General features: G+C 45.1%; 20 protein-coding genes. 4 read left to right on the top strand and 16 right to left on the bottom strand.

Going from position 1 to position 18,773, the window contains the following annotated elements:
• Window position 1: 1 nt before the first annotated feature.
• Window positions 2-352: a 50S ribosomal protein L20 gene (gene rplT, locus IH982_03110; protein MCH7828819.1), complete on the top strand. Its 351-nt coding sequence runs from the start codon at window positions 2-4 to the stop codon at window positions 350-352.
• 12 nt (window positions 353-364) lie between these two features.
• On the opposite strand, the gene IH982_03105 is transcribed toward rplT, so the two are convergent.
• The 7 genes from IH982_03105 to hisG form a co-directional block, all read right to left on the bottom strand.
• Window positions 365-811: an NUDIX domain-containing protein gene (locus tag IH982_03105; GenBank protein ID MCH7828818.1), complete on the bottom strand. Its 447-nt coding sequence runs from the start codon at window positions 809-811 to the stop codon at window positions 365-367.
• A gap of 4 nt (window positions 812-815) precedes the next feature.
• A complete protein-coding gene (gene polX / locus IH982_03100) occupies window positions 816-2,543 on the bottom strand; it encodes a DNA polymerase/3'-5' exonuclease PolX (protein MCH7828817.1) in 1,728 nt (575 codons plus the stop codon).
• 5 nt (window positions 2,544-2,548) lie between these two features.
• Entirely contained in the window at window positions 2,549-3,538 is a 990-nt protein-coding gene (locus tag IH982_03095) for a flippase-like domain-containing protein (GenBank protein ID MCH7828816.1), read from the bottom strand.
• Window positions 3,539-3,617: 79 nt separating this feature from the next.
• The gene (locus tag IH982_03090) at window positions 3,618-4,535 is read right to left on the bottom strand and encodes an isoaspartyl peptidase/L-asparaginase (GenBank protein ID MCH7828815.1); all 918 of its coding nucleotides are present in this window, start codon (window positions 4,533-4,535) and stop codon (window positions 3,618-3,620) included.
• A gap of 66 nt (window positions 4,536-4,601) precedes the next feature.
• A complete protein-coding gene (locus IH982_03085) occupies window positions 4,602-5,999 on the bottom strand; it encodes a hypothetical protein (protein MCH7828814.1) in 1,398 nt (465 codons plus the stop codon).
• Between the two features lie 8 nt (window positions 6,000-6,007).
• Window positions 6,008-6,481: a GreA/GreB family elongation factor gene (locus IH982_03080; protein MCH7828813.1), complete on the bottom strand. Its 474-nt coding sequence runs from the start codon at window positions 6,479-6,481 to the stop codon at window positions 6,008-6,010.
• A 364-nt stretch (window positions 6,482-6,845) separates the two neighbouring features.
• Window positions 6,846-8,000, bottom strand: a complete 1,155-nt coding sequence (gene hisG, locus IH982_03075; GenBank protein MCH7828812.1) for an ATP phosphoribosyltransferase — start codon at window positions 7,998-8,000, stop codon at window positions 6,846-6,848.
• A gap of 128 nt (window positions 8,001-8,128) precedes the next feature.
• On the opposite strand from hisG, the gene IH982_03070 reads away from it, so the two are divergent.
• On the top strand, window positions 8,129-9,091 hold the full coding sequence (locus IH982_03070) for a hypothetical protein (GenBank protein MCH7828811.1): 963 nt from the start codon (window positions 8,129-8,131) through the stop codon (window positions 9,089-9,091).
• A gap of 16 nt (window positions 9,092-9,107) precedes the next feature.
• Window positions 9,108-10,592, top strand: coding sequence for a UDP-N-acetylmuramoyl-L-alanyl-D-glutamate--2,6-diaminopimelate ligase (locus IH982_03065; GenBank protein ID MCH7828810.1), 1,485 nt, complete (start codon window positions 9,108-9,110; stop codon window positions 10,590-10,592).
• A gap of 1 nt (window position 10,593) precedes the next feature.
• Here the strand turns inward: IH982_03065 and argG are convergent, their stop codons facing one another.
• The 7 genes from argG to IH982_03030 all read right to left on the bottom strand — a co-directional run bounded on the left by argG (window position 10,594) and on the right by IH982_03030 (window position 16,012).
• On the bottom strand, window positions 10,594-11,859 hold the full coding sequence (argG, locus tag IH982_03060) for an argininosuccinate synthase (protein ID MCH7828809.1): 1,266 nt from the start codon (window positions 11,857-11,859) through the stop codon (window positions 10,594-10,596).
• Window positions 11,860-11,934: 75 nt separating this feature from the next.
• The gene (locus IH982_03055; GenBank protein MCH7828808.1) at window positions 11,935-13,194 is read right to left on the bottom strand and encodes a DNA helicase UvrD; all 1,260 of its coding nucleotides are present in this window, start codon (window positions 13,192-13,194) and stop codon (window positions 11,935-11,937) included.
• 74 nt (window positions 13,195-13,268) lie between these two features.
• The gene (locus tag IH982_03050; protein ID MCH7828807.1) at window positions 13,269-13,616 is read right to left on the bottom strand and encodes a hypothetical protein; all 348 of its coding nucleotides are present in this window, start codon (window positions 13,614-13,616) and stop codon (window positions 13,269-13,271) included.
• Window positions 13,613-14,353 carry a PD-(D/E)XK nuclease family protein gene (locus tag IH982_03045; GenBank protein MCH7828806.1) on the bottom strand — a complete coding sequence of 247 codons (741 nt, stop codon included), beginning with the start codon at window positions 14,351-14,353 and terminating at the stop codon, window positions 13,613-13,615. The genes IH982_03050 and IH982_03045 overlap by 4 nt, the downstream gene beginning before the upstream one ends.
• A 170-nt stretch (window positions 14,354-14,523) precedes the next feature.
• On the bottom strand, window positions 14,524-14,835 hold the full coding sequence (locus tag IH982_03040) for a hypothetical protein (GenBank protein ID MCH7828805.1): 312 nt from the start codon (window positions 14,833-14,835) through the stop codon (window positions 14,524-14,526).
• Window positions 14,836-14,837: 2 nt separating this feature from the next.
• Window positions 14,838-15,629, bottom strand: a complete 792-nt coding sequence (locus IH982_03035) for a VIT1/CCC1 transporter family protein (GenBank protein ID MCH7828804.1) — start codon at window positions 15,627-15,629, stop codon at window positions 14,838-14,840.
• Window positions 15,630-15,631: 2 nt separating this feature from the next.
• A complete protein-coding gene (locus tag IH982_03030; GenBank protein ID MCH7828803.1) occupies window positions 15,632-16,012 on the bottom strand; it encodes a hypothetical protein in 381 nt (126 codons plus the stop codon).
• Window positions 16,013-16,120: 108 nt separating this feature from the next.
• On the opposite strand from IH982_03030, the gene IH982_03025 reads away from it, so the two are divergent.
• Window positions 16,121-17,188: a quinone-dependent dihydroorotate dehydrogenase gene (locus IH982_03025; GenBank protein MCH7828802.1), complete on the top strand. Its 1,068-nt coding sequence runs from the start codon at window positions 16,121-16,123 to the stop codon at window positions 17,186-17,188.
• 120 nt (window positions 17,189-17,308) lie between these two features.
• On the opposite strand, the gene IH982_03020 is transcribed toward IH982_03025, so the two are convergent.
• Window positions 17,309-17,599, bottom strand: a complete 291-nt coding sequence (locus tag IH982_03020; protein ID MCH7828801.1) for an acylphosphatase — start codon at window positions 17,597-17,599, stop codon at window positions 17,309-17,311.
• Window positions 17,589-18,734, bottom strand: a complete 1,146-nt coding sequence (locus tag IH982_03015) for an amino acid permease (protein MCH7828800.1) — start codon at window positions 18,732-18,734, stop codon at window positions 17,589-17,591. Before IH982_03015 ends, IH982_03020 begins: the two co-directional genes overlap by 11 nt.
• Window positions 18,735-18,773 lie beyond the last annotated feature (39 nt).

Raw genomic sequence — 18,773 nt, 5'->3', positions numbered from 1 at the left:
CATGGCACGGGTAAAACGAGGAACCACCGCAAAAAAGAGGAGAAAGAATATCTTAAAAAAGGCCAAGGGTTTTCGCTGGGGCCGAAGCAAAAAGTACCGTCTGGCAAAAGACGCCCTCCGTCACGCCTGGGTGTATTCGTTCCGCGACCGAAAAACCAAAAAGAGATCATACCGAAAGCTCTGGGAAACCAAGATTTCAGGAGGGGTACGTGAGCAGGGCTTGACCTATAGCAAATTCCTCCCTCTGTTAAAAAAACAGGGTATTGCCCTGGACCGAAAGATACTTGCAGAACTCAGAGAAAAACATCCTCAAGTCTTCCAAAAGATTGTGGAGCAGGTAAAGGAGAAGTAACAAAAGCGGGACTTACAAGTCCTGTTTTTGCTTCTTCAAGAAGTGGTGCACCCTGGTAAGAATTCTTCTTGCATTGGTAAACTTGAGTTTCTTCATTGCCTCCTCAAAAGGCAACCATATAAATCCCTTGTGTTCAAAAGAAATCTTCACCTTCTTTTTCTTGGTAAAGGCAAGAAAGAACACCACCGTTTTAAATATGGTTTTCCCCTCTATACGAAAGTAGTATTGAATGCGCTGTTTGAACCCAGGTACAAAGAAGACGTCGCGCAACCCAGTCTCTTCTGCAACCTCTCTTAGCGCAGCCTGTTTTTCGGTTTCTCCTTTTTCTAGGTGTCCTTTGGGAAAATCCCAATACTCTTTTTTGGTGCGTGCCCCCGTAGGATAATGAAGTAATAAATAACGAGGTTCTTTGTTTTCGATGCGGAATATGACAGCTCCGGCTGATTGTTCTTTTGGCATAATCCTACTTTTTATTTTTTCGGTCTTTCAAAAACGACAGCATCTTCTCCAGAGACCATGTGTTGATGATATCCTCCCGCCTTGCCCAGCCTCTCCTTGCCTGTGCAATGCCAAACTTAAGGAATGCAAAATGGCTTTTGTCATGGGCGTCACTGTTGATAGCGAGCTTTACTCCGGCGTACGTTGCCTTTTTAATGTTGATATCACTCAGGTCCATGCGCGAGGAAGCGTTCGCCTCAAGAATTGTCCCAGTCTTTTTTGCCGCTGCAATAATCTTGTCCATATCTATATCATATTCTTGGCGCAAGAGTAGACGTCTTCCTGTTGGGTGAAAAAGAATATCCACGTTGGGGTTTTCCATTGCCTGAATGATCCTCTTGGTCATATCTTTTCTTGCCATCTTAAAGTATGAGTGCACAGCAACTCCCACCACGTCCAGCTTTGCTAGTGCTTTGTCTTCAATATCTAAGGTGCCGTCCTTTCGAATGTTCACCTCAGCCCCTTTCAAAATCTTGATGCCAGATACCTTCTTTTGCACCTTGTCTATCTCTGCCATTTGCGCCATGAGCTTTTTCTCGTCTGCCCCTCCTACCATGGCAAGATCTCTGGTGTGGTCGGTAATGGCAATGTATTCTAACCCTTGCTTTTTTGCTTCTTTTGCCATTTCCTCAATGGAATGTTTCCCGTCGGTCCAGTTGGTCTGCACCTGAAGATCCCCTTTCAAGGAATCATACAAAATGAGGTTTGGAAGATTTCCTTTGAGAGCAGCTTCCACTTCTCCCCGGTCTTCCCTGAGTTCTGGCTCTATGTATTCCATACCCAGGGCCTTGTAGATTGCCTCTTCAGTTTTGCAGGCAATAAGCTTTTTGCCTTTGAATAATCCATACTCAGACAGCTTGAACCCTTTCTTTGCAGCCAGGGTTCTTATTTTCACATTGTGCTCCTTTGAGCCGGTAAAATATTGAAGTGAGGCCCCAAACACTTTCTCTTCAACCACCCTCACATCCACGTCAAACCCTTCTTTGCTACGCAAGGACGTCTTGGTTTTTCCTTTGCCCCACACCTTCTCATGGGGGATCATGTGCACAAAAAAGTCCATGACCTTTTCTGGCTGCTTTGTAGTAACCAGAATATCTATGTCCCCAATAGTTTCTTTCATACGCCGAAGGGAGCCGGCAGGAATTGCCTGCTGCACCAACCCTGAACCTTTCAGCTCTTCCGCGTACTTTTGCGCAATGGGATAGATTTCCCCGAGCAGCCCCCTTCCGGAAGAGCGCTTGAGAAAGGTAATGGCCTCAAGAATATTTTGCTCCTTTACTGCGCCAAACCCGGAAAGTTTTGCCACCTTCCCTGCTTTCGCTTTTCTCTCTAAATCTTTGAGGTTTTTTATCTTAAGGTATTTCCACAGTTCCTTTACCATTTTGGGGCCAATGCCCTCTACGAGAGTCAACTCCTCAATATTCACTGGCATCTTTCTTTTGTACGCCGTAAGTTCCCTGATTTTCCCGGTCTTCAAATATTCTTCCATCTTCCCTGCAATGCCTTTCCCCACACCGGGGATATCTTCCAATCCCTTGAGTCCTGCTTTTTCATATATCTCCCCCACATCCTCTCCAAGAACTTTTAGGGTTTCTGCAACTTTCAAAAAGGCCTGGGGTTTGAAAGAAACCTCATCCATTCTGAGGTACGTTGCGAGTTGAGAAAAAAGATGACTGAGTTCTTGGTTTTTCATATAGCTCAAGAGAGGAATCTCTCTCTTTTTTTTACCACTGTGTTTTTGAATAATACTATACCCAGCCATATAAGGAAGAGTATGCCAACCAGCGCAAAGGCGAATTCTGCTGCACGAATGAGGAGAGCAAATGCAGCTCCCATATGAGCGCCCGCTCCCAACGATTGAAAGAGTAGGGCCTGAAGCGCATCATGAGAACCGAGCGCAGCTGGAATGGGCACCAACAAAGCTAAGTATGAAAACCCTAAAACAGAAAGGGTGGGAAGAAATCCTATGGTTTTCCAAAGAAAGAATACCAGAACCCAGGCACGCAACAAGGCACTCAAGCTCTTAAGAAAAGAGAATAGGAATCCTTTCCATAGCGCAGAATTGCGCAACTTAAAAAAATTAAATACCCCCCTTTCTATCTCAAGAATGTTGTTTGTCTTTTTAATACTTGGCAGAATCATTCTGACAATGCTTTCTCTTTTGAAACTTTTGAAATAAAAAAGAGAGAGAATTGTTATAAACAGTAAAGCCGCCCCAAATAAAATCAAAACCATGGTATGGAAAATCTGCGTGGAAAAGAGAAAAATGGTAACCCCTCCCAGAATCACAACAAGATATGCCGTGATTTCTAAAATTCGTTCTATGAGAGCAGAAACAAAAATCCTTGAAAAGGGGATGTTATATGTTTTTTGTATGGTATACGCCCGGAGCAGATCTGATCCAAAAGGCAACGTAGGGATAAAAAAAGCCACGGAGAACCCTCCAAGATATACCTTAAAAAGAGAAAAGAAAGGAATGTGATATCCTTGGGACTTCAAGATTTCTTTCCAGCGCCAATTCCCCAAGGCGAGAATCAAAAACGTAAGAATTAAAAGCAGCACCCCCTTTCCTCCCCAGAACTCCTGAACGGCACTCCACACCTCACTCCATCCTACAGCCCGCACCACGCTTGAAAAAAGGATAATCCCCAAGACAAGGAATACAACGAATGCCAGGAGCCGTTTCATAATCTGCCATTATATCACGCAAGAAAAACAAAGAGAAAGGTCCTTACCTGGCAGGTAAGGACCTAAGCACACAGAGTTGTTATCCCTCTGTTATGCTGTGAGACGCCATGGGGCAGTTTGCTGCTATCCCAATGGCATCCCTTGCGAGGGCGATGAACCCAACGTTGGTTTGGGGCGAAAAGCGCTCCAGTGCCTGTTCACACGCCTGCTGTGGCGTAAAGCCAAGACCCAAGAGCCCTAGCACGACGTCGGCACCTCTTTCGTCAATGATCGCCTCCCCAACACCGGTGGCAAGGACACCTTCTTCTGGTTTAATGTCCCATCCATCGCCTCGGTGCGATACGTCTCCTGTTCTTCCGCTCCGCATGAGACCGTTTCCGCCGGTGGATGCTGCCAGTGCAACTACACCATTCCTGTCAAGCGCAATTGCGCCTACGGTATCGTGCTGCATCTCTACAGCCTGGAGACAGCGGGAAGGATGTGCCCCATCGGATCCAACGAATCTTCGGAGTTCCTCTTCTGTCCACCCCTGAGGAACCTCGCCCTTGGCCAAGGCCTGTCTGATTTCTGCCTTGAGCACCCCCAAGCGCTGTCGCGCCCTACGGGTTGCTCCTGGATGAGATTCCAAGCCCTGTTCCTGTGCGAAGCGACTGCCTCCGGGTCCACTGATGTGCCGCATGTTGCTGCGAGCCACCTCAAGGGCAAGCAGTACTGGGTTCTTGACTTCGGGCACAGCGCTCACCGTTCCCTGAAGTCCTTGGGAGGTTGCGACCACTGCATCCATCTCAATGGTTCCATCAATCCGGAGAACAGAACCCGTGCCTGCATTGAAACGACCGCTGTCTTCCATCCAGCGTACCGCTGCCACCGCAACATCCAGGGAAGAACCTCCTTGCCGGAGAGTCTCCATACCAACCTCGGCAGCCTGACGACATCCCTTCCTTGTTGGAGGAGAGATGCCGCCAGCACCGCCATGAACGACGATGCCGTATCTCATAGTTCCCCTCCCCTCTATTGTTGCTCTTTTGTAAGAGCTAGTTTCCTTCTCTTCTTGAAGGTGTTGCTACTTTATATCACTTTTCTTTTTTGTCAACAAGAGTATCTTCTTTCTTGGAATGCCTTTCAAGTATGGTTTAAAGGGAGAAAAGATTCTGCCAAGAGGAAATTTCTTTAAGAATTCTTCCGCCTCGTTGTGATTCCCAAGGGCAATGTAGTACTCAATGATTGAGGTGAGCTGATTGAGCGCAATGAGGGCACGGTAGGGATCAAAGTGAAAACCGTCGGGGCGTTTCGAAAGCGCTTTCCCTTTTTGCAAAAATTCCAACATGAGGGCTCCACCCGTTGCATAAGCCTTAATATGGGGTCGCTCTTGAAGAGAGGCATAAAAATACAGACTCTGACAGATGGCAACAAGCGTAATGAGTTCCAGCTCTCGTTCGGTGAGCGCATTTTTTAAAATAAGAGCACCGCATCCCTTAATTCCCAGGAGATTCGTAAAAAGCTCGTCAAAGTACGGGAAGAGTTCCTCGAGCCTCGCTGGGGCATCCTCGTATCTCATCAAAGAATGGCAGGCCTCGTGGAGCACGGAAATCTGAAGGAATGCTTTCTTTATCTCTTCAGACGAGTATTTTTGCTGGACTGCAGGAGCGAATACCCGCCGAAAAATAGGGAGAACCGACTGCTCAAAACGCCACGCAAGCGTCGGCTCAAAGACTGTAAAGATAGTGCCGTATTTCTTAATAAGAGAGGTGTCGGCAGAAGAGGGGAGGTTGTTTCCAACAAAAACAAAGTCTGCTACAAGCCCGGAAAACAGCAGAGTATCCTCAATTCGGACCTTCACCTGAGAAATCTTCACACGTTTGGAACCTGGGAGATAGATACGTTCACTCGTGAGAATGAGTTCTTTGAACGCTGTCATATCATTGGTCGTTTTCTCATCTAACACTCCAACCCATGCCATATAGGCTCGCTTCTTAAAAAAGAGCTGGTCAAGGTATCGGTCAAAAGGGCCAATCACCACACCAATTTTTGAGTACTCGGTCTGCAACCACAAAATGTTGCTCTTGTCATAGTTATCCTTCAGAAAATCCTCTGCTCTTGCTTTCAGGTACGCCTTAAGCTTTTTGTCAGAACTCAAGGCGGCCGCTTCACGAAGCAGCTTTGCAATCTGCCCAACCTCCTTTTTGAACTTTACGTGATAGAAAACAGCAATAAGTTTTCCTTTCTTCCGCTCCACAAAGGTGTAGGGGCTGAGGATATCAGGATTGTTCTTTGCTGCCTCTTGAATTTCCTTTTTTGTTGCATCATGCGGATAAAAATTCGCCCCCAGGTATCTGGGGTTCTTTTGCATAAGATAGAGAGAAGATATGATCTTTGCCGCTTCGGTAAGTTTTTGAACAACTTTCCTCTCCTGCGGGGAGAGTTTCGGGTGCCCCTTTGAAAACCGCAAAAACGCCTTCATTCTATCTATCAACGGTAGACAATCTTCAGTATCTTGCAGTCGTGGTTTACCAGAGTAGTTTTCACCTTCACTACGTCTCCTACTTCTGCTCCCAATAACCCACCTCCAAGAGGAGACTCGTTGGAGATTTTCTTTTGCAGAGGGTCAGCTTCAAGAGTCCCCACAATGGTGAACTCATCAATTTCTCCTCCTAGGTCAACGGTAATGGTAGCTCCCAGGCCAACAAGGTTACGTTCTTCCCCTTTGGGGACTGTAATGATTTCAATATTCTTTAAGATAACCTCAAGCTCTGTCAGCTTTGTCTCCAAAAGACTCATGTCTTCTTGGAAGGCAAGATAATCTGGATTTACTTCCTCTGAATGCCAAATGCTCGGCACCCCCTCTCCCGTGGTCTTTTTCTTCTTGAATTCCAAAAGATTCTGATAGTCCTTCTCAATCTTCTGGAGCCCTTGCTTTGTAACGTAGTATTTGGTTTCTGTCATGGTAATGTTGTTGTGATGAAAACTAGTCCTTTGCGGGGACCAGATTTATTGACATTCCTCCACTGAACTGCTGAATGGGTCAATAAATCCGGCCAATAATCTTCTTGGCGTAAATCAATCCTACAAAGGTTCCGAATAATTGATATTTAAATTTCATATTTTTTCTCTATAGTTCTCCCAGTCCTGGGGAGTTTATTGTATGTTTATCAAACAACCTTGTCAATGGCTAGCGGTTTACTTTCTGAACCAAATCTTCTAAAAGAGTTTAAAATATTAACCAATCCTGTAAATACTGTTCAATATCTGACTTTGCTACCAGAGTATATTATATTCGTGGCAAGGATCCTTGTCAAGCCCTGCCTTACTATTTATAAAAAGGTGGGGAAACCCACTTGGGGATAAGGGGCAGTTCTCCAACACTCACCTCTACTTGTTTTACTCCTTTCTTCTCCCGGATCTCTTTCGTGATGAAACTCTCAAGACTCCCGAGGTCTGAGGCAAGCACTCCCACAGCAAGGTTGTATCTCCCCGAAGTTTTCACAAGCATATATACAAAGTGAGAGCGTTGGAACCGCTCTACAAGCTCTGCTAAAGTCTTGCTGTCTGCCTCCACCCCGATTACAGCACTCATGGCATACATCTTCTCAATGTTCATGAACCCCCGAACCTGTACAATATCTTCTCGCAGCAGTTTCTCTATTCTTTTTTTAACACCAACCGAACTCAGTTTTGTATCTTTGGCGATTTCCACAAAGGACTTTCTCCCATCTTCAAAAAGCTCCTGGAGAATCTTGAGGTCAATATCATCAAGATGAGTTGTACTCCCAGATGGAGTGTAGGGACTCACCATCTGCTCCTGCTGAGAACGGGCTCTCCTGAGACGGGTTGCGAGTTCTTGAATCTTCTTTTTCTTTGTGGCATCCTGCAGCGCCTTTGGGTTTGCAATCAAAATCACCGAGCTCTCAAACAGGGTTTTGAGGACTTTTAAGCTGTAGGCTGCCAGCACATCCCCCCTTCTGGAAAACTCCACAATGGCATCTGCAGTCACCCCAACCTTAGATTCGTTCACCAGGGAGTCAGAATACAGAATTTCAGCCTGAATCTTGTTTTTTCGCAAAAACTCTTTGGTGATTTCGGGAATCCTGGTGATGATTTTCTTGCCCCGAAGGCCTTTCACGCTTGCAATCTTGGAATCCTTGGGGACCGCCAACACCACATTGGTCTTTCCCCAAAGGGATTTTTCATACTCAAGATCACATACTTCTTTCACCCTTTTTGTCTTTGCCTCTATGACCGATGCTTCCGTAGAAATGCCCACATCCAAAATTCCCCTCTCAACCATGGAGGATATGGCAATGGGACGGGCAGAAAGGCATGTGATGTCGGGGTCGCTGATTTCAATCTTCTGGAGCGTCTGATCAACTTTTACCTTGTACCCTGCGGCCTCAAAAAGCTCTATTATCTCATCTTGGAGCGCACCAAATGGAAAGCCAAAGTTTAGCTTGTTTTTCTTTGCCATGATTCTTCCTACCGTTTCATTCTAATGTGCAAAGGGGGGCAATGTCAATTTGCCTTAAAGTACAGCATTGACAAAAGTATTCATGCCTTTACAGTACGAGATATAGGGGCCTTACTAGAGTTACTAATATGCTTATTGGTGTTTCAAAAGAAAATAGAGAAAAAACAGAAAAAAGAGTACTCTTACTCCCCCAATTTGTTCAACGTCTTGTAAAAGACGGCCATACCGTGAGAGTAGAGAAAGATGCTGGCAGGAAACTTAAGTTTACAAACGAAGAATATAAAAGGGCCGGGGCCATAATATCTTCAAAAAAAGAGGTGTATTCCTCAGATATTGTTTTAAGAATAAGAATCCCTACCCTTGATGAATTAGACCTCATGAAAAAAAATAGTGTCCTTATCTGCATGGTTCATAGAGACACTCATCCAGAAATGGTTGCAGAATTCAAAAAAAGAAGGATAAACGTCATTGAATTAAACGAGATTAAGAATAGTGATGGGAAAAGGCTCGTAGAAGCCTTTGAAATTTCTGGTTCAGAAGGCATAAAAACAGGCTTTAAACTCTTTGAAAAAATCTATAAAAAAACTCCTGAAAATATTGTAATCATGGGGTATGGCAACTTGGCAATTCCAGCGATACAAACGGCTTGTAAGTTTGGGGCCTCAGTAACGGTTCTTGGAGAAAAACAAACGTCTAAGAAAAATATGGGCAAGCACCTAAAAAACGCAGAGGTGGTCGTCAACGCTACTCTTAGAAAAGCAGAGGAAGTTGGGAAATACTTGATAACAAAAGAGCAACTCGTGCTTTTAAACAAAGAATCTTTGGTCTTAGACCTCTCTGCGGACCCTATAAGCTGTATTGAAACCTGCAGGCCAACCACCCTCGATAAGCCTTATTACTCTGTGGGTATTAACGGAAGAGAAATTTACCACATGTGCATATATAGCCTTCCAGGACTTGCGCCATTAAAATGCTCAAAAAGGTATAGCAAACAAGTCCTTCCCTTTGTGCGTCTTATAGCTAATCTCGGGCTCTCAAAAGCAATTCGGAGGTCATCGTCCCTTAAAAGAGCTTTTATTCCTGCGTTCTAGAATGAGATTTAGCGTCATGTCATCTGTTCTAAGAGAAGACTCTTTAATTTTAAACTACAAAGACTTCAGGGTTAGTGGGGTGAGTTATGATTACCGTAAAGTAAGACCCAATAATATTTACGCCGCAATCGACGTTTTTAACCATCAGGGGAAAGAAAGAGATGGTCATGTATTCATTAGGAAAGCTATAAGAAATGGGGCAAAAGCTTTAATTCTCAAAAAGAGACAGAACATCAATGAAGATGTTTGTCAGATTATTAACTCAAACCCTAGAAAAGTTTTAGAAAGACTCTCTGCTTTCTTTTATTCTTACCCAGCAAAAAAGCTCTTTACGATAGGTGTAACCGGAACAAAAGGCAAAACTACAACAGTGTATTTAATAAGTCACCTGCTAGAAGACGCAGGAATAAAGACAGGGTTTTTTTCAACTGCTGATTTTAAAATAGGGGCACATTCAATCTCAAACTACACAGACAAAGTCAATGAAACGCACCTAACCTGCCCCGAAGCACCAGAGCTCCAAAAAAGCCTCAAACGAATGGTGGAGCTGGGTACAAAGGTTGCCATAATCGAGGCTACTTCGCACGCCTTAAAACTATGCAGAGCAGCTGAAGAGTGCCAGTATGACGTTGCCGTCATAACCAACTTGCAAAGCGAACATCTTGACTTCCATAAAAGCAAAAGGGACTATTATCTCGCGAAGGCAAAACTTTTTGATTTGTTATCTACGTCCCAAAACAAAAACCTTGAAAAGTGTGCCGTGATAAATAATGACATGCAAAGTTGCCAGTTTCTAAAAAAGAGAGTGACCTCAAAAATAATAACTTACGGAGTTCGTAATCACGCAGATATTAACGCCAGATCGATTAAGATAGAAAACAACAGAACAGTGTTCAAAGTAGGCAACCAAACATTCGAATCGTCTTTGATTGGGCTGCATAACGTTTATAACGTATGTGCTGCTATCGCCGTTGCTTCTCATTTTGGAATCTCCTACAAAAAAATCAAGAATTCCTTGGCGAGATTTTCTGGGGTACCAGGTAGGGCACAAGAAGTCAAAAATAATAGGGGGTTCAGAGTACTAATAGACTATGCCCACACGCCCGAATCCCTTGAGGTTTGTCTCAAAACACTGAAAAAGAACTCTCCCAAGCGCTTGATAGTAATTTTTGGTTGTGCCGGCGATAGAGATCCTAAAAAAAGAGCAGAGATGGGAGGGGTCGCTACCAGATTAGCAGATTTTTCAATCATTACATCTGAAGATCCCCGCAATGAAAATCCAAGAAGGATCGTTCAAGAGATAGTGAGGGGAATAAAAAAGAACAATTTCATGGTAGAAATTGATAGAAAAAAAGCAATACAAAAGGGTTTAGAGTATGCGAGAGAAGGAGATTTTGTGGTTATTACGGGAAAGGGTGACGAAAAGTTTCTTGAGATTAGAGATAAACAATTTAAATGGAGTGACGAACAAGTAGTTACTAACTATCTAAACCAAATCTAATCTAAGCTCCGGGCTTTGCCTTTGTGGGCGTAAGATTAATCTGTTTTGCCACGCTCTGAGCCTTTGCAGTAATACCGAGTATATTCAAAAGTCCTTCAGAATCAGCATGGTTAAAGGTCCCAATCTTTTCCATAGAGGCTGTTTCTTCTGAGTAAAGAGAGTGCCTTGCATCTTCGATTTTTTGGTAGAAAACATTCCCCTTATAAAGCTTTACGTATACAGTGCCGCTGATAAGAGAGGAAATGTACTTGACCGCAGACATTGCAGCTTGAGATGCGGGGTCGTAAAAGTAACCTTGGTAAATTTGTTCAGAAAGGAATCCCGAAAGAGATTGAAAGAGTTTTCGAGAACGGCGTTCTAAAACAAGCTGCAGAAGAAATTCATAACAATTCCCCAAGAGCTCCATGCCTGGCATTTCATAAACCCCTCGCGATTTTATACCCACAAACCTATTTTCTACAACATGAATTCCTATACCTACTCCATTTCTTCCCCCAACTTTATTCGCCAGGAGAAATGCTTCAAGGAGCGTTGTTTTTTTGCCATTCACTTTGACCGGAAATCCTTTCTTAAATGTCACGTAAAACTTCTCCTCTCTGTCTGGAGCATTTTGGGGAAGAACTCCCATTTCGGGAACAACAAAGTCAGCGGGGGTAGCTAGTGATTCTAACTTTCCTGCCTCATGAGTCAGGCCAAGCATATTGGCGTCTGTACTATAGGACTTGTGTATGGTTGCTGTAATTGGGATATTTCGCTTTTTACAAAAGGCAATCATTTCTTTTCTTCCCCCAAAGGCATCGAGAAAAGCATCGTCTCTCCAGGGCGCATAAACATCGATGTTCGGGTCAAGCATATTGGCGATAAGTTGAAATCTCACTTGATCATTTCCTCTTCCAGTTGCACCATGGGTAAGAATAGTTATTCTTCTTTTTTTCATTTCCCGAAGTACCAGTTCTGTGATTACATAGCGAGCTAAACCTGTGGTATTCCAATACCCCCCCTCATATTTTGCTTGCATTTGTACTCCCAAAATCCCAATGTGCGCTAAATCATTTTTCCCATCTACAACTACAACTTCTTTGGCACCCGCTATTAACAGTCTCTTTTTCGCGTTATCAAAGTTCACCTCATCTGGTTGCGCGAGATCAACTACAAAACAGATAACCGTAACACTGTTATCTGTCAGCCAACGGGTTAAAGTACAGGAGTCTAGCCCTCCGGAGACCGCAGCTGCTACTGTTTTACCCTTTAAATCCGCTACCGTTATCATAATGAGTTTATTTTTTTAAACTAAAAAGGCGCATTTATCATATTATGCAAGCAAAACGTTGTCAACAGAATCTCAAAACAAACTTTTTTGGATGGCACTGTCCTTTTGCTCGTCATCTTTAAAAATCTTAATCTTGCCAAACTCCCCGTCATACCCAGGTTCAATTTGCACCTTTCCTTCCCTCGCCCATACAATGCCCTCTGCAATTTCAGGAAGCGTTGCTTCTTTTAATTCCCCTGCCTTTGCATCTAAAAGCACTGCAAACTCGGTTTGAAATCTCAAGATAAGCTTTTCATACTCTGTCTTTCCTTGCTTGGTGCCAACCCCTTGGTGCAGTGCATCTGCAATAATTTCTTGTAGAGGAATGAGGGATTTGTACGGTATTGCACCTTCTGGTTTATCCGCCGAAGATTTATTGAAGGCGGGCCTATCAGCAAGCTCCGCCACTCGGTTCAATACCCCAATGGTTAAAGGCCTCTTGCATACATGGCATTGGTTTCCTTGTTTTTTTGACTCTTCTGGACTCAGGGAAACATTGCATAGACGGTGTCCGTCATAATGGTATTTTCCTTCCTCGGGAAAAAACTCAACAGTAAACAAAAATTTCTTTGGGTCTTTCTTTACAATAGCTTCCCTTATTGCAGGATAGCTTAGTTCGGTATCAAAAACATTCACCTCCCTTCCAATCTTTTCTAAGGAATGTGAATCTGAATTGCTAAGCAGGGTGATAGTATCCAACGCAGACAACCTCCAATTCATTGCGGGATCTGAGGAAAGCCCGGTCTCAATGGCATAGATATACTTGGTATATTCATCAAAACATTCTCTAAGCGAGTTAAATCCCGATTTTGACCCAAATATCGAAAACCAGGGGGTCCAAGCGTGAGCCGGAACTACCAAAGAAGAGGGGTCAGCATCCAAGACAATCTTTACCACTTCCTTTGCATCAATGCCCAAGATGGGTCTGCCGTCACTCCTTAGATTCCCTATCCATGAAAGCTGCGTGTTGATTTTCTCTACCGCAGAAAGCGAGGGAACAAGCAAAAGAAGATGAATCTTTCTTACCTGTCCTCCCTTTGAGTAGATGCAGCTGATTTCAGCAGAAAAGACAAACCTTGTTTCTCCTCCTCCTTTTCTTTTCTGCAGACCCTGCTCTGCTGGCTCCAGCTCTGCCTTTAACTCTTTAATCCACATGGGGTGGGTAAAGTCCCCAGTCCCCATGACTAAAATGCCCTTCTTTTTAGCCCACAGGTCAAGATTCTCCAGGTTTATGCTCTTTGAGGTGGCTCTCGCAAAACGAGAGTGAATGTGGAAATCAGCAACAATTCGCATACTACAACATATCTCCTAAATGAAATTAAGGATTCCTTAATTTCATTTAAGAACTATTGGATTGTTTCTTAATCTCATCCCTTCAACAACCTTACTCCAATGCCGGCAACCAAAGAACCGCCGAACAAAAAGAGGCCTGCTAGCATAGACCAGATAGCGAAGTTGAGCATTTGTGGAATGACGTCAGCTGGCAGCAACCCCTGCAACTGTTCTCCCAAAAGATCTGGCAGTTGTCTTTGCAAATCTTGAAGAGATCCGGGCAAAAGGGGCAAAGAACCCTCGCGTTCTGTCTGAGTAGGAGAAAAGAGTTCTGGCGCGGGGCTCACTCCCGTGAAAATCTGGTAGGACAAAAAGAGGGTGCCAAAGATAATAGCAAGGCCTGCTGCAAGGAGTAAAAAACCAAGAATCCGTTGCGTTATCATATTAGTACCTTTTGCACGCTGTTTTTTGGATAGTTTGCAACTTTTCTCAAGAAGGAGCGGTGGTACCATTCCCATACCTCCTTTGCTGCCAGAAATGCTTTAAGGTCTTCTTCCTGCCCCTCCAGTTCCAGAAACTCGGCTTCTCCGGTTGGAAGAGACCATTGATGATTACACCATTCATTTCCTCCGGAAATTCGCTCTTTCCCATCCTTTTCTTTCTTTTTTGCAAAACATCCTTTGCATTCTTCGTACTGATCAATTCTGAGAATCCATCTTGTAGTAGCCTGCAGCTTTTTTAAGGCCCCTTTGTTATACGCGTTAAGATAAGCCGCGGTCTGCAAAGAATACTCGTCTCTTATGCCATTTCCCGTTTTCAAATCTACAATACCTCTTTTCCCCTTAACCTCAGCTATCATGTCTATGGTTCCTGCATACCCGTTCTCAAAGTCATATACCCTGCATTCAATGTCTGCTGCGGGGTTTGTAATATGTACTGCGTGTGCCCTTCTCCACTTCTCAAAAGCGTGAAGGGAAGGCCCAATCTTCTTTTCACCATCATGAGGTTCTCCTTTTAAGATTTTCTCAATGGCAGAGTGCACCATGTTCCCCCAGTCGGCTGAACGATAACTTCCAACAAAAAAAGGCCTGGACGTAAGCGAGGTAATGGCGGTCACCCTTGGCATCCATACGCCCTCCACCTCGTATCCATACTTGTGCTTGAAATAATCAAGAGTCATGGTCACACAGTTTCCCCCGACCCCCCTTTACTATCCAGACCCGGTGCGATTTTTAACACTCGGCAGGGACGCCTCGTGAAATCGCCCGTCAGAGTGAAGTAGTTCACTCTGACCCCTCGGTTTTGAATAATTTCCTACACGGGGGAAACTGAAAATTTATGTAGTAAATTTTATTGCTTCTTTGAAAAGGAATAGAGTTCTGGGTTTTTGGTAATGATTTTCCAAACGTTTTGCAAAAAGTCACCTCCGGCATAGCCCACGATAAGAGCCATGGCAGGAGTCAGGGGAGAACCAAGAAAGGTTAATCCCAGTTCTCTAACCGTAATAGCTGTTACCACACCAATACCTCCTGCAATCAACACGGTGGAAAGAAAGCTTGGCAAAGAGAAAGAAGTCTCTTTGTAGGAATACTTGTGTTTTAAGAATCCCACCAATCCTCTTATCACTCCTCCGCCAAATCCTGCAAGCAGTACAGCTTCCATAGTTATACCACAATGCCAAATAGTGTCTTTATCGCAAACCCGATGCCGAATGCCACGGCAGCGGCAAGTCCTCCAATCAAAAGCATTTCCAATCCTGCTTTCAAGGGTGGGGCTGCAGTCACCAAACTCCTGGCAGCTCCCACTCCAAAAAAGGCGACTCCCGCTACCACACTTGATAGCAAAAACTGGTTGGGAACCTGCGGCAAAAGGTAGGGGATTAGGGGAAAGAATCCTGCAATGATAAAGGCAAGAAAAGTTGCAAACCCATGCTGTGCAGGAGAACCGGGCTCTTCTTCTTTGAGGTCCAGCTCTTCTCGCATCATTAAATCAACCCAGCGTTTCTCGTCTCTTGTGATGGCGTTCGTGGCAGGTTCCACATGCTCTCTCGGAATCCCCCAGTGGAGCAGGATGCTCCTAATTTCTTCCCGCTCAATCTCAGGGAAATGCTTCACTTCCCACTCTTCCTTTTTGCGCTGGAGCTTCACAAAATCCCGCTGTGAACGCAGGGAAAGAAAATTTGAAGCTCCCATGGAAAACCCGTCTGCAATGAGGTTTGCCAACCCAAGAATGATAATAATCCCCGGGGAAAGCAGGGCTCCCGCAGCTCCCGCAACCACAGCAAAGGTGGTAATGATGCCGTCATTGGCCCCAAACACCAGATCACCAATATAGGTACCCTGGTGCAATCTGTGCCATACCTTCTCTGCTTCCTGGTACTGTTTGTTCTCTACTAACTTAAAGTACTGCTTCTTTTTCTTTTCTTCGGAGCGAAGCTGGTCTTTGTCCCCCGCCATGATTATGTCTTTTCTTGCTTACTCACAATGCGAGGCCAGTCATCGTAGTGCAAAAGCCCCTGCACAATGACTCCACCCAAGAATCCGTAGAACAAAAAAGGAGAAACAATGAAAAAGCTTGCTATGGCTGCTCCAACAAAAATACCTAAAAACACCAGCCAGTGATGAAGGTGCACCCTCCAGTCCCCCATGTCAAAAACCAGTGAAGGAATGCGTCCTTGCTCTGAGGTCTTTTGCCCTGCAAAAAAGTACGCTGCAAAGTATCCTGCAAACAACGCAAACCCCAGCTCAAAGGAAATAAGCATGGGCAAAACTCCCAAAGATGCCTTGGGAACGGTTTGCATAATCTGCCCTCGCGATATTTTCGCAACAATCCTCCTCATGTTTCCTGCACCCCCTATTGTACCAGATAGTCAAGTTGACAGCAACCTTGCCGCCTGCTAGAACTCCATCACAGAGTAAGCACCCTGAAAACTATAGAGAGGAGAGTCATGCTGTACAAATTACTGATCCGGCCGCTCCTATTTGCGCTCTCAACAGGAGATGCAGAGAGGGCACACAAGCTGGTCATCACCCTGCTTCACTACCTTGGGACGCCACATGTGCTCTCCCAGGCCGTAGGAAACTTCCTCAGGGTAGATGACCCTGTTGAGCTGCTCGGGATTCGCTTCCCGAACCGCGTGGGCCTGGCAGCGGGTCTTGACAAAGACGCCCGTGCCATATGGGCGCTCTCAGCTCTTGGGTTTGGGTTTTTGGAAGTTGGCACCGTAACTGCAAAGGAGCAGGCGGGGAACCCGAGGCCACGCATCTTTAGATTCCCGAAAGACGAGGCACTCATCAATGCCATGGGATTCAACAACCATGGAGCAGCAAAGATGATGCAAACCTTGTCTCGCTCGGGAAAACCACTCATTCCCATAGGCATCAGCTTGGGCAAGTCAAAGGTGGTGGACCCAGAAGACCTGGGGGCAGTTATCGAAGACCACCTCTACTCGCTTCTGCTGCTCCACCAGTTCGGGGATTACTTCGCTTTAAACGTCAGCTCTCCGAACACCCCGGGCTTAAGAGGACTCCAGGGCAAAGAACAGCTCTCAACACTCCTTAAAGCCCTCCAAGCGAAGTTGATTGCCTTGGCGCAAGGACAACAGCCAAAGCCCTTGCTCGTCAAGATTGCCCCTGACCTCACGCCAGATGCCATAGACGATGTGCTCCAGGTGTGTGCGGATGAGAGCGTTCCAGGAATAATCGCAACCAATACCACCCTGAGCAGGGAAGGGCTCAGTTCTCCAACCGACGTTTCTGGTGGCTTGAGCGGGAGACCTCTCACAGACAAGGCACTCTCGGTAGTGCGCCATGTACGGAGACAAGCTCCCAATCTTCTCATCATTGGCGTTGGGGGCATCTTCACTATTGACGATGCCCGACGCATGATAGAAGTTGCGGGAGCTGACCTCGTGCAACTCTACACAGGGCTGATCTACGAAGGGCCCTCCCTTCCGCGAAAGATAGCACGGGGAGTAAAGTTTGCTCCTTCTAGAATCGCGTCGCCGAGTCTTTAGGGCGCAACGAAAAGAGGGATGTTCCCATAAGAACACGTCCCTCTTCTTTTTTTATGCCAATACCTCCTAAATGAAATTAAGGATTCTTTAATTTCATTTAGGAGAACTGCGTTTCTCTGGTTAAAAGCCAAACTCACGCACAACAAAATCCTCAAACTCCCCGGTATATTCCTCTTCTGCCATTTCCACATTGTCCACCCTGGCGAGTAAAGGTCCGCTCTTTGCCCACTCTACAAACTCCTCCACTTTTCCTTTTGGGCCTTCAACAATAATCTCCACTTTGCCGTCAATAAGATTCTTTGCAAAGCCCGCTAAACCAAGCTCTAACGCCTTTGTTCTGGCATGCTGGCGAAATAATACTCCCTGCACCCTTCCTGAAATCAAGAGGTGAACTCTTTTGTTATCTAACATAGGAGAAAAAGAGTTCGGCCATGGCTCCCCCTACAATGATAAACAAAACAAGGTAGGGAAGAACTCGGGGAAGGCGCAAACTATACTCGGGAGCCCTGTCTCCCATGCGCTTTGCCTTGTGGTATACCAATACAATAAGAGTCCCTTCAATTATCCCAATGACAATCCCCACCAAACCCAACACCACAATGAACTCTCGGAACCCAAGCAAGAACAAAACTATGGGGAAAAAGATTGCAATGCCAGCTGCAACACGGTACGGAAGACGAAAATCGTATCGCAAAGAGTTTTTTAGGTAGTTACCCAAAACCAAGAAGGAAGCTGCGATGGCAACCAGCCCAAACACAGCTCCCAAGGCAACCACCCCCTTGCCCAAGAAAGGAATTAATCCTTGCAAGGCATCGGGAGAAGTCGCCGCTCCTGAAACTCCCACCACAAAGAAGGCAAACAGAAGAAAGAGCAGGGTGGTAATAATGCCAGCCCAGACAATGAGGTTGTCTAAGGTTCTCTTGTCGCGGCTGCTCTTGAAGAAATCTGCAATCTCAGGAATGGCAGTCCATCCAGCCAAAGCAAACAAAATGACGCCGTAGGGCAAAAAGAGGTTGCTTGTGTTAATGAGAGAAAAGTTCTCTAACTTTACATGAGGAGCAGCAAAGAAAAAGATGAGAAAGACCGCAGCAAACAATGCAATGTTCATGAAAAATTCAGCCCGGGCAATGAGCTGAATGCCACGCAGGATAAACAACGATAGGAATGCCCAAAGCAGAATAGAAAACCAAGTTGTAGAAATGCCAGAAAACTCACCGAACAAAATGTGCAAAAAGCTTCCCCCTATAATGGTATAAGCAAGCAAAGCTCCAACAATGCCAAAAAGGGTAGAAAAAACAGCTGCAATCTTTCCTGGTTTTCCAAGATAGGTCGCGCAATACCCAATAAGCCGTGCTTTCTTCTCTGTTCTTAAAACAACCTCCCCAAAGAACAGGTGCAACAACATAACAGCTCCCCCCAAAACAAGGAAATAAAAAATAGCGGGCAAAAACCCGCTCTTTGCCACCACAAAAGGGATAGCAAAAATACCAGCTCCAATAATCGTGCCCATCAGGACAGAGAGCGCCAGAACAAAAGAATGATTCACGTTGCTTAAATCTCATTTAGTTGTTAACAACTAAATGAG

It is taken from the genome of Patescibacteria group bacterium (assembly GCA_022563395.1).
GTDB lineage: Bacteria > Patescibacteriota > Minisyncoccia > Minisyncoccales > UBA10102 > 01-FULL-49-22b.
Note: the sequence above shows the minus strand (reverse complement) of the source record. Positions and strands in the feature narration are given on the sequence as shown.